Raw genomic sequence first — 15,541 nt, 5'->3', positions numbered from 1 at the left:
AAAATACATTCTTACATATGAAACTCAAATATAATATCATACCCCTTATCCTGATCTCAATGCTGCTTGCAAGCTGTGGCAAAAAAGAAACTGCAGAAGAGAAGGTTCCTGAAAAAACAGAGCAAAAAGAAGATGCCCATGAAGAAGCTCCGGCAACCATTGCTTCACTCACGGAAGATCAGATGAAATCTGTAGGAGTTGCGTTGGGAACGGTAGAAATGAAAGAACTGACCTCTACTATAAAAGCCAATGGTCTGCTGAGTGTTCCGAACAGTAATAAAGCAACTATCACTTCGCTGTACGGAGGAATTATTAAAACCATCAATATTCAGGTAGGTAGTATTGTAAAAAAAGGACAGGTGATAGCAACCATTGCCAATCCGGAATACATCCAGCTTCAGGAAGATTATTTGACTACAAACAGCAGAATAACCTATGCAGAACAGGAATACAGAAGACAAAGAGAACTTTTTGATAATGATGCAGGAGCCAAGAAAAACCTTCAGAGCGCCGATGCTGAACTTAAAACCTTAAGGACAAAAAGAGCTTCCCTGTTGAAACAGCTTCAGATGATGGGAATAAGCCCTGGAAAAGTAAGCAACGGAAATATGAAATCCGGTTTGGTGATCACAGCACCTATCAGCGGAACGATCAGCAGTATTACAGCACAGATCGGAAGTTATGTTGACATTTCTTCTCCTGTTGCTACAGTGATCGACAACGGTTCTATCCATCTCGACCTTCAGGTATTTGAAAAAGATCTTCCTAAAATGAGAGTAGGGCAGATTGTTCATTTTAAACTGACCAACAATCCGGAAACCGAATATGATGCAAGAATTTACAGCATAGGATCTTCCTTTGAGAACGAAAGTAAAACCATTTCTATGCATTGTGAAGTGATCGGAAATAAATCTGGTCTGATTGACGGAATGAATATCACCGGAATTGTAAGCCTTGATAAAAGTACAACCCCTGCAGTTCCTACAGAAGCCATTGTAGAAGCAGATGGGAAATATTTTGTATTTGTTCAGACCGATAAAAAAGCGGAAGAAGAACACGAAGAAAAAGGAAAACCACACCCAAAGACCTTAAACTTTGAAAAAATAGAAGTGGTAAAAGGAACATCCGATATGGGATATACAGCCATAACATCTGTAGGAAATATTCCTGACAATGCAGAAATAGTGGTGAAAGGTGCCTTTTTTGTGAATGCTAAACTGGTGAATTCAGGCGAACACGAACATTAATGAAAGCAGCCGGAACCAGTAAAATGTCGATTTTTATCCTTAAATTAGAGCTGTTTACGGAATTGTTTTATTGAAGAAAAGCGGCTGGAAAAGAGTAAAGATTATCTCACCGAATTTTAATAAATAACCTGATTATGTTATTAAACAAAAAAATATCAGTCTGGTATTTCATCCGTGAAATAAAATCCCAAATTCTGTTTATCGGAATATTTGCCATAGCCATTGGTCTTCTGGACGAATTGCCCTGGTTTCGCAAGATTTCATTGCCGTTGAATATTCCTGCATTGCTGGGAACTGCAGTATCCTTACTGTTGGCATTCCGGACTTCCCAATCCTACGAAAGATGGTGGGAAGCCAGAACCGTTTGGGGAGCTATTGTGAATGATTCCCGAACTTTTGTGAGACTGATCATTCAGTTTATGCCTGCAGGAAATGATCGCATGGTAAAAGATTTTGCCGAAAGACAGATCATCTGGACCTATGCCCTTGGAGAAGCTCTGAGAAAACTTCCGTTTTCTGAGAAAGTTCAGCAGTATTTGGATAAACATCAGATCAAAGGAGCAAATATTCCGAATGCTATTCTGGACGAACATTCCAGACAGCTGAAAGAAATTGCTGCTTCCAAAGGATTGACCGATTTCCAGCAGATGCAGCTCAATGATATCATCACAAGGCTTTGCGACAGTATGGGAAAATGTGAAAGACTCAAGAATACGGTTTTCCCGCGTTCTTACAGTGTTTTAGTTCATATTTTGATCTATGTTTTTGCCGCTATACTTCCGTTTGGACTTGATGATTCACAGCTGGCCGTAGAAATTGCGATTACTTTCCTGGTTCCGGTTACATTCATTGCGATTGAAAAAACATCAATCATCATGCAGGATCCGTTTGAAAATGGTCCTGTAGATACTCCGATGACTTCTCTTGCGCAGACTATAGAAATCAATATCAGACAAATGATTGGTGAACAAAATGTTCCGCCTAAAAAAGAAAATACATCCTATTATGAAATGTAATTAAACCATACATACAATATGGAAAACACACCAACACAAACCGTTTCTGCAGGAAGCAGACATAAAAAGAACCTCCTGATCGTACTCTGCCTTAGCGGTACCTATCTTATTGCTGAGGTGATAGGAGGTATTGTTACCAACAGTCTTGCGTTATTGGCAGATGCAGCTCATATGCTGACAGATGTAGTAGGATTGCTGCTGGCATTTATAGCAATAAAAATAGGAGAAAGAAAAGCAGATCCTTCCAGAACATACGGTTATTACCGAACTGAAATACTCGCAGCAGTAATCAATGCGGTTGTTTTACTGGGGATTTCGATCTATGTTTTATTTGAAGCATACAAACGTTTTCAGAATCCACCCGAAGTTCAAAGTAAATCAATGCTGATCGTAGCAGGAATCGGATTGATCGTCAATATTTTCGGAATGATGATTCTAAGAAAAGATTCTGAAGGGAGTCTGAATATGAAAGGCGCCTATTTTGAGGTACTTTCAGATATGCTTACTTCAGTAGGAGTAATGATTGCTGGAGTAATTCTGGTATTACGCAGATCCATTGATTTCAGCAGCAATTGGACTATTAATTTTCCCAAGAACCTGGAAACTATTGAAAGAAGCCATTAATGTTTTATTGGAAGGAACACCTAAAGATGTGGATATTCAAGAGCTTCGTCAATCTTTGGAAAAAACTCCCGGCGTGAAAAATGTTCATGATCTCCACGTGTGGTCCCTTACATCCAGCGTAAATGCAATGAGTACCCATGTGGTAAAAGAAGCCGGATATTCTCAGAATCAATTATTAAAAACATTGACGGATACCACTCTTAATAACTTTAAAATAAGTCATACCACTTTTCAGATAGAAGACGAAGGATATGAAGAAAATGAAGTCCATCTGTAAAATTTTAAACAATGAAAAAAGATATAGAACACAAACTCATTGATAAAAATACCAAGCCTACAAGCATGAGGATTTTGGTCTATGATTTCTTAAGCTCTCAGGAAGCAGCTTTATCCCTTTCTGAAATAGAAAATCATTTTGAAAATGCTGACAGGATTACCATTTACAGAACATTGAAAACCTTTGAAGAAAAAGGAATTGTTCACAGCATTCAGGAAAATACAACCACAAAATACAAATTATGTGAAGACGATTGTGACGAAAAAACACATAAAGACTGGCATCTGCATTTCTACTGTAAAATATGCAAACAAACCACCTGCAAAGAGGATATTTCCTTCCCTGAAAATATTCAGACCAATTTCAGGATTGATGAAATACGTTTATTTGCTAAAGGAATCTGCGAAAACTGTCTTGAAAGTTTGCAATAGCATTGCACCTTTCTCACCATTAAATTTGTATAAAAATATCAGTTATGGAAAAATGCTGTAGTACAACCCCGGAAAAACCAGATACAAAAGGACACCAACACAATCATACAGAAGGTGATGGTCATGACCATGACGGCCATGATCACTCTCATGATTCCGGAGATCAGACGGTCTTTCAGATGTTCCTTCCTGCAATTATATCCTTTGCCATCTTATTATTAGGAATTGCTTTTGATAACTATATAAAACCCGCATGGTTTACGGGCTGGGTTCGCTTAGTATGGTTTCTGATAGCTTATATTCCTGTAGGATTTCCTGTATTGAAGGATGCTTATAAGAGTATCATCAAAGGAGATGTGTTTTCAGAATTCTTTTTGATGGGTATAGCAACTATCGGAGCTTTTGCTATCGGGGAATATCCTGAAGGAGTAGCAGTAATGCTGTTTTACGCAGTAGGAGAGGTATTCCAGTCTATGGCAGTGACCAGAGCCAAAGGAAATATAAAAGCGTTATTGGATCAGCGTCCTGATGAGGTGACGATTATGGAAAATAATCAGCCAAAAACAATGAAAGCCAAAGAAGCTAAAATAGAAGACATTATTCAGCTGAAACCCGGTGAGAAACTGGCGCTGGATGGTGAGTTGCTTTCAGATTCTGCTTCATTCAATACCGCAGCCTTAACAGGTGAAAGTAAACCTGATACCAAAAATAAAGGCGAAGTTGTCCTTGCAGGAATGATTAATATGAACAGTATTGCTTTGGTAAAAGTAACTACCGCTTATGAAGACAGCAAGCTGAGTAAAATATTAGAAATGGTTCAGAATGCCACGGCTCAGAAAGCGCCTACAGAATTATTCATCAGAAAATTTGCGAAAGTATATACCCCTATCGTTGTATTTCTGGCTATAGGAATCTGTTTACTGCCTTATTTCTTTGTAAGTGACTATCAGTTCAGAGACTGGTTGTACAGAGCATTGATATTTCTTGTTATATCCTGTCCTTGTGCATTGGTGATTTCAATCCCTTTGGGATATTTTGGAGGAATTGGTGCGGCAAGCCGAAACGGAATATTATTCAAAGGAAGTAATTTTCTGGACAGTATTGCAGAGATTCAGAATGTAGTGATGGATAAAACAGGAACCATGACGGAAGGCGTATTCAAAGTGCAGGAAGTAAGCATGAGCTCTGAATTTAATAAAGAAGAAATTCTTCAGATGGTCAATGTTCTTGAAAGCAAGAGTACCCATCCGGTTGCAACAGCTATTCACAATTATGTAGGAGATATTAATCACGCGATCCCTTTAGAAAATGTAGAAGAAATTGCAGGCCATGGGCTGAAAGCAACCATTAATGGGAAAGAACTTCTGGTAGGAAATTTTAAACTGATGGATAAGTTCAATATCAGTTATGATATCAACCACGCCAATATTGTGTACACGGTGATCGCAGTAGCTTACGATAAAAAGTTTGCAGGATATATCACCATTGCAGACAGCATAAAAGAAGATGCCAAAGAAACCGTGGACAACCTCCACAAGATGAATGTAAAAGCCACGATGCTGAGCGGAGATAAAAGTACCGTTGTAAAATATGTAGCAGATCAGCTGGGAATAGACAATGCGTTCGGAGATTTGCTGCCTGAAGATAAAGTAAATAAGGTTAAAGAAATCAAAGCTAAAAACCAGACCGTAGCTTTCGTAGGAGACGGAGTAAATGATGCACCCGTAGTTGCATTAAGTGATGTAGGAATTGCGATGGGAGGTTTGGGAAGTGATGCTACCATTGAAACGGCAGATGTAGTGATTCAGGATGACAAACCAAGTAAAATCCCAATGGCTATCAACATCGGAAAACAAACGAAAAAGATCGTTTGGCAGAATATTATCCTTGCCTTTGCTGTAAAAGCCGTTGTTCTGATCCTCGGAGCAGGAGGGCTGGCAACCATGTGGGAAGCCGTCTTTGCTGATGTAGGAGTAGCATTGCTGGCTATTTTAAATGCGGTGAGAATTCAGAGAATGAAATTTTAACAAGCAAATAATAAACACAACTCAATTATATTCAATAAAAGCTCTGCTGAATTTCAGTGGAGCTTTTGCTTTAAATTACACATTATGGCAGTCATTTTATTAAAATTCATATGCTATTGAGACTCCTGCGGAGTGACAAAGAGAATGTATAAATTATGACTGACAATTACAACTAGTATAAAAATGATACACACAGTTTGTCATTCCGTAGGAATCTAATGATCAGCCTCATTATTATCAGGTTTAAATTTTATCGCAGATAAAATCCTCGCGCCTTAAAACAGTAAGTATTAAAAAAAACTTGCGTCTTTGCATTTCCAACATCACATACACATCAAATTTAACTTAAAAGAGATACCAGATTTTTTGTTGGAAAACGCAAGGACGCAAAGGAAATAAAATTGTGATTTTTAGGACGCAAGAAAATCAAAAATTTTCAGCAAGGGTAATTCTTAATTGACAGTTTCATTCAAAAACAGTAAGTATTTGAGTGCCTTTGAGAATCCCAACAAAATAAGAAAAAGCTCTGCCAAAAACATCAGCAAAGCTTTTATCAACAAGATTAAATTGTATATAAAGAACTAAATTTTTATTTAGGTCTAAAGTCTTACTCAAAGGTCGGAATAATATTATACCGGTGACAGGCACAGTTTTGTGATTTTTATAGGTAACAGTAGATAAGCATAATGACATTCATCATAAATCTGTTATAAAACAATTTTGAAGTAGTATATTTGTAACAGAGAACTAAATCGTTGAGGTTATTGATATCCATATTCATCATTTTTACCGTTGCAGTACGTCCCGTTTTGCCACTGGTAAATTATGCCGTGAACTATGATTATATTGTGAAAAACCTTTGTGAGAACAGAAATGTACCACAGTCAACATGTAAAGGAAAGTGTTATGTGGAAAAAGAACTGGCCAAAACAGAAAAACAATCCAATAGCTCTCAAACGATAAAGATTGCCGGCCTGGATGTCTTTATTTCCCACGATATTCTTTCTTTTTCAGCTCAACCAAACTCCGAATTGCGTACTGAAGTTCCGGATTCAAGCTACTTTAATTCTCATTCTTCAGAATACTTCTCCAGAATATTCCATCCTCCTTTAGCTTAACTTTTATTTTAAACTATAATTTTAGTTTGTAAAATGTGAGTTCTTATACTTTCATTAAAAAGTCGTTCAAGATATGCTGGACAATTAAAATCAATAATTGTAAGCTGTAAAAAATACAGGAATTTGTTTTCAGAAATCTTGTGTTGCTAGGCTTACTGTTCATGAATTTTAGACTTGTGCTTTGCATTATAATCTTATTTAACATTATTAATTTCAATTTAACATCAAAATGAAATCTCCTATTATTTTGACTGCTCTGCTGTCAATATCACTATGGTCTTGTGCAAAGGAAACTCCTCAGGTAAAGCATAAAAGCCACATGAGTTCTTCCGCAAAAAATATAGAAAATGTACAGGTAGTGAATGAAAAAGATCCGATATGCCATATGGAAACTGCCGGATTTCTAAAAGATACCGCTGTATATAAAAGTAAAACGTATGGTTTTTGCAGTTCTTACTGTAAAGATGAATTCAAAAAAAGCCCTGAGAAATATGCCCAAAAATAATAAGACCAACAATAAAAGTAAAGTAATTATACCCATTGCGGTTATTGCATTACTTTTCGTAGGAATCGGTATAGGAATGGGGTATTTTAAAAAGAACCTTTATACCGTTATGAAAGTTCCTGATTTTGAACTGACCGATCAGAACAGTAAAAAAATCACCAATAAAGACATGTTAGGAAAGGTTTATCTGGTAGAATTTTTCTTCAGCAAATGTCCTACGATATGCCCTGTAATGAATACCAATATGAAGGCTATCCAGAATCAGGTCAATGATCCCAACTTCGGGATTATCTCCATCAGTATTGATCCGGAAAATGATACTCCATCAGCTCTTAAAGAGCATGCTGAAAGAATAGGGGCAAAATCTCCCAACTGGCATTTTCTGACCGGAGACCGTACATACATTGGGGATCTTGCTGATCAATTTAATATCTACGTTGGTGATAAAGAAAATGAAGGAGAAAGTCTGAACCACAGCGGAATGATTGCCCTGATAGATCAGGACGGAAATATCCGTTGCAGGTACAACAAAGAGAATATGCCTATTCTGTATTATTCAGGATTAAATTATGAAGATCCGGAAGGAAAAACTCCCAAACTGACCGGGAAATACCATCCTGACAGAGAAATCCTGATTGAAGATATTAAAAAGTTATTGAAGTAACGGATTTTTTCATTCCCGTTGCTGATGAAAGAAAAACATTGTTCAACCATAAACAAAAAAGTTATGAAGATTATGAAAATAGCTGCTTTAAGTGCAGTTTTCGCGGCTCAGTTTGCACTGGCTCAGTTTAAGCAGACGCCTCTGCCATATGCTTATAATGCTCTGGAGGGAAATATTGATGCCCAGACTATGGAAATTCATTATTCAAAACATGCTGCAGCATATGTAGCCAACCTGAATAAGGCTATTACAGGAACTCCACAGGAAAAAGAAACGTTGTTTCAGATTCTTTCCCATGTTTCAAAACTGCCTGCTGCGGTGAGAAATAATGCGGGAGGACATTACAACCATGAACTGTTCTGGACGGTACTTACTCCTCAGAAAAACACGCAGCCTTCTGCAAAATTAGCAAAAGCCATCACTGAAACTTTCGGAAGTATGGATGCTTTTAAAGAAAAAATGGCTAAAGCCGGAGCAGACCGTTTCGGTTCAGGATGGGCTTGGCTTTCTGTAGGAAAAGACGGGAAATTGTTTGTTTCCTCTACTCCTAACCAGGACAATCCTTTGATGGATGTAGTGGAAGAGAAAGGAACACCTGTTTTCGGGATTGATGTCTGGGAACATGCTTATTATTTAAAATATCAGAATAAAAGAGCAGATTATCTTACCGCTATCTGGAATGTTACCAACTGGAAGGAGATCAGCAGAAGATATGAAGAAGCTGTAAGCAAAAAATAATCTGATGAAATTACTTTACAGCATACTTTTTACTTTTTATATGGTGCTAAGACCTTTGGTGCCATTGGTAGAGTATGCTGTAAATTATGATTATATCACCAAAGTCCTTTGTATAAATAAATCAAGGCCGGAGGTACACTGCAACGGGAAATGTTACCTGAGTAAAGAATTGGCCAAAACCAATGATTCAGAAACTTCCCCTTTTCAGAAATTCAAAAACTCAGGACAGAAGATCCTTGATACCTATATCCTGCCTGAAACTGCAGAGATCATGACTACTGAAAAACACCCGTTTTTCAATTTCAACTTTATCTACGAAACAGCCTATTATTTTCTGTTTCTTACCCACATTTTCAAACCACCGGTTTTTTAAGTTATTCATATCATGATTCAACCATAAAAGTCACTTAATAAACTTAAGTGTAAAAAATTTGTGCCTTTTGTGGTAAAAAAGAATGTTTTCACATTTCAAAAATATAATTCAACTTAAAAAATCAACAATGAAAATTTATAAATTTTTATCATTATTCTTTATTGCCTTTACTTTATTCTCTTTTGTATCCTGCGAAAGCAGCAGGGATGACGATAATTCACAAGATACCACACCCGGAAAACTTCAGATCAAATTTCAAAACGGCTTTAATAATGTAGGAGATGTTATTTTAAATCAGACAGTGCAGACTTCTTCTCAGGGACAGAAACATAATTTTTCCGCGTTAAAATATGTCATCAGTAATATTACACTGATTGATGAGAACGGAAATGAATTTAAATACAACGAAAACAATCCTGATAAAGGAGCATTTATTGTGGATCAGGCAGATGCTGTAGCTGGAGTGGTCTATTTGAATCTGGATGGTATTCAGAAAAATAATTATAAAAAAATAAGATTCGGATTGGGAATCAGCCAGAAAGCTTACTTGCTGGGACAAGACGGGCAAGCTGAATTCTGGACGAAAGCTAAGCAGAAAGGGATGTCGTGGTCATGGGCTGCAGGATATGTTTTTGTGAAACTGGAAGGGAAATATGGTGCAGATTCTCCTTCTAAAGAATTCATGAATCATACCGGAAATATGGGAAATGTTATAGCTAACGAACAGCCCGATTTATACCGTGAAATTACATTGAACCTCCCAACAACAGCGAGAGTGACGGGACAAATTCGTCCATCTATTCATATTCTGGCAGATCTTAACCAGTTCTTGAGTGGAGATAAAGCACTTACTCTTACAACTGCCAATGATATGCTGATGGGTTCAAACCAGCACCTGGTAGATGTTACCAACAATCTTACGAAAATGTTTAAAGTAGACCACGTTCACAATGATTAATTTTTTTGTTAAAACGATACTGGTTCTGCTTGTATTTCTGTTGAGTTGTATTTCCTGCTCTGATGAGGTGATACAGCCGTTGGAAAAAGATAAAGCATATAATCTGCAGTTTCCTTCTTATTTTCCCGAAATGACATTCGATAAATCCATTAATCCGGTGACAAAAAATGGAGTAGAACTGGGGCGGAAACTATTCTATGAAGGAAGACTTTCCAGAAATAATACCATCTCATGTGGGTTCTGCCATATTCAGGAAAATGCTTTTACCCACCACGGGCATACTGTAAGCCATGGTGTAGATGACAGAATCGGAATCAGAAATGCACCACCCATTCAGAATATGGCTTTTTTGAAAAGGTATATGTGGGACGGAGTGATTCATAATCTTAATGAACAGCCCATCAGTCCTATTACAGATGTTAATGAAATGGACAGCTCCATACCGGAAGCGATTTCGAAAATAAAAGATGACCAGAAGTATAAAAAGCTTTTCCGAGAAGCTTATGGAGACGAAACCATTACCGGAGAACGAATTCTGAAAGCGTTATCTCAGTTTATGGCTTCACTGATTTCTGCAGATTCAAAATATGACAGATTCAAACAGGGAAAGGAACAATTGACTTCAACCGAATCTCAGGGAATGGCATTATTCGGGCAGAAATGTGCCTCTTGCCATAGCGGTGAACTGTTTACTGATGAAAGTTTCCGGAATACGGGAATGTATTACAATACGGAATTCAAGGATGCAGGGCGTTACAGAGTGACCCTAAATCAGGTTGATTGGATGAAATTCCGGGTTCCGAGTTTAAGAAATGTAGAATATACAGCTCCTTACATGCATGATGGAAGATTTTACACCCTAGATGCGGTACTCAACTTCTATTCAGATCAGGTAGAAGATAATGCCAATCTTGACCCACAGCTGAAACAGAACGGTCATATAGGAATTGCCATGAACAGTCAGGAAAAACAGTCGATCATTGCATTCCTGAAAACACTGTCTGACAAAAGTTTTATATCCAATCCAAAATTTGCAGAATAATTTATAGAAAACATGAAGAAGATTATATTGATAGTAAGTTTGATTCTGTTTAGCCAGAATCAGGCGAAGACCATTAGAGACAGCGCTTATATTTCTCCGGAAACCTTTAGCAGGTTTGATTTTGATGATGATTGTGACGCTTGCGGTTGTGCTGCAGGAAACGGATCATCCGGCTTTGAGTCTTTATTGAATCCACAGTTTATAGGGATCAAATACTTTGCACAGCATTACAAAGCAAAGGAGAACCTATTTGTAAAAGACCTTACACAGGATCAGTATTTCAATACCCTGCAGATTTGGGGGAAAATTCCCTTAACTAAAAAGCTGAGTGTATATGCAAGTCTGCCCTTCCATTTCCATGAAAAGAAAACCATGCAGGGAGATATTAAAATCAATGGAATTGGTGATCTGAACCTGATGGGAATTTACCAGCTGATGAGTTCTAAAGATAATTTCCATCACCTGAGTGGAGGTTTGGGCGTGAAAATTCCTTTGGGGAAATTTGATGAAAAAGGAATCTCCGGTGTCAATCCGAGTTTTCAGCTTGGAACCGGAAGTTGGGATTATCAGGCTGCTTTGAATTATAAATTTCAGAAAAATAAAGTAGCCGTATTGGTCAATACAGACTATACGATCAAAACGGAAAATAAGAAAAACTACCGTTTCGGAAATCAGTGGAACTATGCTGCAACAGGGTTTTATCAGGTTGCAGGAAACGAAAAATCGATATTTTCTGTAAAAACAGGAGTTCAGGGAGAAGTCTATGCTCAGAATAAACAGTTCGATGAAGCTTTACCCAATACTGCAGGAAGTGCGTTGTATGGGAAATTAGGATTTGAAGCTTCTTATAAAAAACTGAGTTTGGGAAGTGAACTCATGCTTCCTATGTACACCCGCTTGGCAGGAGGAGACATTGAAGCAAAATCCAGGTTCAGTATTTTCCTGAATATCGGAATTTAAAATAAACCCTCTTTTTAATACTGTTAAAGCTCCTTCGGGGGCTTTAATTGTTTCTGAATCATGATTTTAATTGGGGGTTAGGAATAATTTTTTATCTTTGCCGAAATTTGGTGAGCCCTAAAAAGCTCTTAAAAGGGAATCCGGTGAAAATCCGGAACAGACCCGCTGCTGTAAGCTCCACACCAAAATTTTTGAAGAATATATCCACTGTTTTTTAATGGGAAGGATTTCAAAAATGGAGTAAGTCAGAAGACCTGCCAGACCATAATCGTTTGACGCTTTCGTGGAATAAAGCTTAGGACATCAATGATTCTGTGCAGTAACAGCTGTGCTTTGTCGTTGTTTTCTTACATCCATTAGCGTCATCATTATCCTAAATGAGCTAATGGCGGCAAAACTGACTACTTCTACAATTCATAAAGCTGTTTTCACAATACTGGTGATCGCATCTCAGCTTTTATATTCCCAAAAAAAGAAAAATGATACGCTGAAGGAAGAATCCATCAAGGTGATCAGTCTCTACAAAAAGAACTTTAAGGAAATCGTTCCGGCACAAACATTACAGGGAGAAGAGCTGGAAAGACTGAACAGTCATTCCGTTGCAGATGCTCTTCGGTATTTTTCCGGAGTTCAGATTAAAGACTACGGTGGTATGGGTGGACTGAAAACCATTAACGTCCGAAGTCTTGGAAGCCAGCACGTGGGTGTTTTCTATGACGGAATTCAACTGGGGAATGCACAGAACGGGCTTGTTGATCTTGGAAGATATTCATTGGACGATCTTGAAGAAATATCATTGTATAATGGTCAGAAAAGTGAGATTTTCCAGCCTGCAAAAGATTTCGGCTCTTCGGGATCTATCTATTTACAGCCTAAAATACCAGTATTTAAAGGAACAAGGAAAACCAACCTTGTGATAAGAGCCAAAAGTGCCTCCATTGATCTTTTTAATCCGTCATTCCGATTAGAGCAGAAAGTATCAGACAGGGTTTCTGCCAGTTTCAGTGCTGAATTTATGCAAAGTGATGGAATCTACAGATTTCGATATGCCAAGAAATATCCTGATGGGCAGCAGGCTTATGATACCATTGCAAAAAGACAGGATTCGGATATTAAAGCAAAACGCTTTGAAACTTCCTTAAACGGAACTTTAAATAACGGAAGCTGGAACATCAGAGGTTATGGTTATATTTCAGACCGTGGAATGCCTGCACCCATTGTGAACGGCCGCTTTGAAGGTAGAGGTGCCAGACTTTCTGATGAGAATTATTTTATACAGGCCAACCTGAGAAAAAAATTGTTTCCCAAATTTGAAACACAGCTGAAAGCAAAATTTGCCTACGATTATACCCATTTTATGGATACAGTCCGTTCGCAGTCTATTATGTATACGGATAATGTGTACATCCAAAGAGAGGTTTATCTTTCCTCATCCAATGTCTATTCTATCACTCCCAATTGGGATGTCAGCCTGAGCGGAGATTTTCAGTACAATAATCTGGATGCCAACCTGGATAACTTTTCTTATCCTACGCGCTATACAACATTAGTCGCTTTAGCTACAACTTACCAGTGGAACAGGTTTAAAATTCTGGGAAGCCTTTTGGGAACATTTACGTTTGAAGAAGTAAGAAAAAACAAAAGACCCGGAGACAGCAGAGAATGGACACCTGCTGTATTTATGAGCTATCAGCCTGAAATCATTCCTGAGCTTACCCTCAGAGCTTTCTATAAAAGAATTTTCCGACTGCCTACTTTCAATGACCTTTATTATACCAATATCGGAAATACTTACCTGAAACCGGAATTTACCAATCAGTATGATGTAGGATTTACTTACCAGAAGAATTATAATGACCATTTCTTTAAATCCTTTTATGCTAAAGTAGACGGTTATTATAACAAAGTACAGGATAAAATTGTCGCAGCTCCTAACGGAAGTATGTTCCGTTGGCTGATGATGAATCTTGGATTGGTTGAAATCATTGGTACTGATGTAAATGTTCAGGCAGAAATGCAGTTAGGAAAAGTAAAACTGAGGCCATTACTTTCTTATACCTATCAAAGTGCAAGAGATATGACAGATCCGGAAGATACATTCTACAAAAATCAGATTCCTTATACGCCATGGCACAGTGGTTCATTTACCCTGATGGCAGATTACAAAGACTGGAGTTTCAATTACAGTGCGATGTATGTAGGAAAACGCTACGATGTGAACCAGGATAATATTCAATACAATTATGTACAGCCTTGGTACACTCACGATCTGTCTGTTCAGAAAAAAATCAACTGGGCGAATCATCAATTTAAAGTAAGCCTTGAGATGAATAATATCTTCAACCAATATTATGATGTGGTGATCAACTATCCAATGCCGGGAAGAAACTTTAAACTTATTCTAAACTTCACCTTATGAGAAAACTAAACTTTTATTTTCTGTTTCTTGTATTAGCTTTTCTTACTTCATGCCGTACAGATGATGTCATTGTCCGCCAGGAAGTGGTGGAAGGACTTCCCTCAGAAAATACAGCTATAAAAGGCTTTTATATGCTGAACGAAGGGAATATGGGAAGCAACAAATGTACACTGGATTTTTTTGATTATACCAAAGGAACCTACTACCGGAACATCTATGCGGAAATTAACCCCAACGTGGTAAAAGAACTGGGAGACGTAGGAAATGATATCAAAGTCTATGGAAGCAAACTCTATATCGTGGTCAATGTTTCCAACAAAATTGAAGTTCTGGATGCCAAAACAGCCAAACGAATTACTTCTATTCCGTTGCAAAACTGCAGATATTTAGCCTTCAAAGATGGGAAAGCGTATGCCAGCAGCTATGCAGGTCCGGTAGATATTAACCCTAAAGCACCCAAGGGAAAAGTAGTGGAAATTGATACCACCTCCCTTTCTATCAATCGTGAAGTAACGGTAGGATATCAGCCAGAAGAAATGGAAATCGTTGGAAACCAGCTTTTCGTTGCCAATTCCGGAGGATACCGTGCTCCCAATTATGACAAGACCGTTTCCGTAATAGATTTGAACAGCTTTACAGAGATCAAAAAACTGGATGTAGCGATCAATCTTCATCACATTAAAAAAGACAATTACGGTGATCTGTATGTAAGTTCAAGAGGGAATTATTATGAAGTTGCTTCCAGTTTATATTTATTAGATGCAGCAACAGGTGCTGTCAAAAAAGACTTTCATCTCGCAGTGAGCGAAATGACAATTGTGAACGATAAGCTTTACTTCTATGGAAACGAATTCAATTACAACACCCACAGTTACAAAAAAAGCTTTGGGATCATTGACGTAAAAACAGAACAGATCATTGCCAACAGAATTTTTGACCAACAATATGAAGCAGCAATTAAAACACCTTACGGAATTACAGTAAACCCCATTACAGAAGATATCTATATTACAGATGCAAGGAATTATGTTTCCCTGGGATTTGTGTATTGCTTTGATAAAAACGGACATTTTAAATGGAAAACGGAGGGCGGAAATATCCCGGCTCACTTCGCTTTTTTATACAAATAATCAAACTTTAAG

General features: G+C 37.7%; 14 protein-coding genes, 1 pseudogene and 1 riboswitch. All 15 genes and pseudogenes read left to right on the top strand.

Features of this window, described 5'->3' with window-relative positions; genetic code table 11:
• Positions 1–17 precede the first annotated feature (17 nt).
• Complete coding sequence (locus AC57AW_RS04500; RefSeq protein WP_496350956.1) at positions 18–1,247, top strand: efflux RND transporter periplasmic adaptor subunit; 1,230 nt, start codon at positions 18–20, stop codon at positions 1,245–1,247.
• Positions 1,248–1,381: 134 nt separating this feature from the next.
• A complete protein-coding gene (locus AC57AW_RS04495; protein ID WP_496350955.1) occupies positions 1,382–2,263 on the top strand; it encodes a bestrophin family protein in 882 nt (293 codons plus the stop codon).
• A gap of 18 nt (positions 2,264–2,281) precedes the next feature.
• Positions 2,282–3,164 (top strand): annotated as a pseudogene (locus AC57AW_RS04490) (cation diffusion facilitator family transporter).
• Between the two features lie 11 nt (positions 3,165–3,175).
• On the top strand, positions 3,176–3,595 hold the full coding sequence (locus AC57AW_RS04485; RefSeq protein WP_034691375.1) for a Fur family transcriptional regulator: 420 nt from the start codon (positions 3,176–3,178) through the stop codon (positions 3,593–3,595).
• 44 nt (positions 3,596–3,639) lie between these two features.
• Positions 3,640–5,622 carry a heavy metal translocating P-type ATPase gene (locus AC57AW_RS04480; protein WP_496350954.1) on the top strand — a complete coding sequence of 661 codons (1,983 nt, stop codon included), beginning with the start codon at positions 3,640–3,642 and terminating at the stop codon, positions 5,620–5,622.
• A gap of 755 nt (positions 5,623–6,377) precedes the next feature.
• A complete protein-coding gene (locus AC57AW_RS04475; RefSeq protein WP_496350953.1) occupies positions 6,378–6,740 on the top strand; it encodes a hypothetical protein in 363 nt (120 codons plus the stop codon).
• 229 nt (positions 6,741–6,969) lie between these two features.
• Positions 6,970–7,245, top strand: a complete 276-nt coding sequence (locus tag AC57AW_RS04470) for a YHS domain-containing protein (RefSeq protein ID WP_318847284.1) — start codon at positions 6,970–6,972, stop codon at positions 7,243–7,245.
• Positions 7,205–7,909 carry an SCO family protein gene (locus AC57AW_RS04465; protein ID WP_496350952.1) on the top strand — a complete coding sequence of 235 codons (705 nt, stop codon included), beginning with the start codon at positions 7,205–7,207 and terminating at the stop codon, positions 7,907–7,909. Before AC57AW_RS04470 ends, AC57AW_RS04465 begins: the two co-directional genes overlap by 41 nt.
• 63 nt (positions 7,910–7,972) lie before the next feature.
• A complete protein-coding gene (locus AC57AW_RS04460) occupies positions 7,973–8,647 on the top strand; it encodes a superoxide dismutase (protein ID WP_496350951.1) in 675 nt (224 codons plus the stop codon).
• 4 nt (positions 8,648–8,651) lie between these two features.
• The gene (locus AC57AW_RS04455; RefSeq protein WP_496350950.1) at positions 8,652–9,020 is read left to right on the top strand and encodes a hypothetical protein; all 369 of its coding nucleotides are present in this window, start codon (positions 8,652–8,654) and stop codon (positions 9,018–9,020) included.
• Between the two features lie 127 nt (positions 9,021–9,147).
• A complete protein-coding gene (locus AC57AW_RS04450; protein WP_496350949.1) occupies positions 9,148–9,978 on the top strand; it encodes an MbnP family protein in 831 nt (276 codons plus the stop codon).
• Positions 9,971–11,020 carry a cytochrome-c peroxidase gene (locus AC57AW_RS04445; protein ID WP_496350948.1) on the top strand — a complete coding sequence of 350 codons (1,050 nt, stop codon included), beginning with the start codon at positions 9,971–9,973 and terminating at the stop codon, positions 11,018–11,020. Before AC57AW_RS04450 ends, AC57AW_RS04445 begins: the two co-directional genes overlap by 8 nt.
• Positions 11,021–11,032: 12 nt before the next feature.
• Positions 11,033–11,980: a transporter gene (locus AC57AW_RS04440; protein WP_496350947.1), complete on the top strand. Its 948-nt coding sequence runs from the start codon at positions 11,033–11,035 to the stop codon at positions 11,978–11,980.
• A 91-nt stretch (positions 11,981–12,071) separates the two neighbouring features.
• A riboswitch (cobalamin riboswitch) is annotated at positions 12,072–12,256 on the top strand.
• 109 nt (positions 12,257–12,365) lie between these two features.
• Positions 12,366–14,399, top strand: a complete 2,034-nt coding sequence (locus AC57AW_RS04435) for a TonB-dependent receptor plug domain-containing protein (protein WP_496350946.1) — start codon at positions 12,366–12,368, stop codon at positions 14,397–14,399.
• Entirely contained in the window at positions 14,396–15,529 is a 1,134-nt protein-coding gene (locus AC57AW_RS04430) for a YncE family protein (RefSeq protein WP_318847276.1), read from the top strand. The genes AC57AW_RS04435 and AC57AW_RS04430 overlap by 4 nt, the downstream gene beginning before the upstream one ends.
• Positions 15,530–15,541 lie beyond the last annotated feature (12 nt).

This window comes from Chryseobacterium sp. BGA-UO-ETr-SB22, assembly GCF_059567885.1.
The sequence above is the reverse complement of the archived record's forward strand: the minus strand, read 5'-3'. Positions and strand labels throughout refer to the sequence as shown.

Excerpts from the sequence above, each read along its gene's own strand:
- AC57AW_RS04500 (WP_496350956.1), top strand. The coding sequence starts at position 18 with ATGAAACTCAAATATAATATCATACCCCTTATCCTGATCTCAATGCTG.
- AC57AW_RS04495 (WP_496350955.1), top strand. The coding sequence starts at position 1,382 with ATGTTATTAAACAAAAAAATATCAGTCTGGTATTTCATCCGTGAAATA.
- AC57AW_RS04485 (WP_034691375.1), top strand. The coding sequence starts at position 3,176 with ATGAAAAAAGATATAGAACACAAACTCATTGATAAAAATACCAAGCCT.
- AC57AW_RS04480 (WP_496350954.1), top strand. The coding sequence starts at position 3,640 with ATGGAAAAATGCTGTAGTACAACCCCGGAAAAACCAGATACAAAAGGA.
- AC57AW_RS04470 (WP_318847284.1), top strand. The coding sequence starts at position 6,970 with ATGAAATCTCCTATTATTTTGACTGCTCTGCTGTCAATATCACTATGG.
- AC57AW_RS04465 (WP_496350952.1), top strand. The coding sequence starts at position 7,205 with ATGAATTCAAAAAAAGCCCTGAGAAATATGCCCAAAAATAATAAGACC.
- AC57AW_RS04460 (WP_496350951.1), top strand. The coding sequence starts at position 7,973 with ATGAAGATTATGAAAATAGCTGCTTTAAGTGCAGTTTTCGCGGCTCAG.
- AC57AW_RS04455 (WP_496350950.1), top strand. The coding sequence starts at position 8,652 with ATGAAATTACTTTACAGCATACTTTTTACTTTTTATATGGTGCTAAGA.
- AC57AW_RS04450 (WP_496350949.1), top strand. The coding sequence starts at position 9,148 with ATGAAAATTTATAAATTTTTATCATTATTCTTTATTGCCTTTACTTTA.
- AC57AW_RS04445 (WP_496350948.1), top strand. The coding sequence starts at position 9,971 with ATGATTAATTTTTTTGTTAAAACGATACTGGTTCTGCTTGTATTTCTG.
- AC57AW_RS04440 (WP_496350947.1), top strand. The coding sequence starts at position 11,033 with ATGAAGAAGATTATATTGATAGTAAGTTTGATTCTGTTTAGCCAGAAT.
- AC57AW_RS04435 (WP_496350946.1), top strand. The coding sequence starts at position 12,366 with ATGGCGGCAAAACTGACTACTTCTACAATTCATAAAGCTGTTTTCACA.
- AC57AW_RS04430 (WP_318847276.1), top strand. The coding sequence starts at position 14,396 with ATGAGAAAACTAAACTTTTATTTTCTGTTTCTTGTATTAGCTTTTCTT.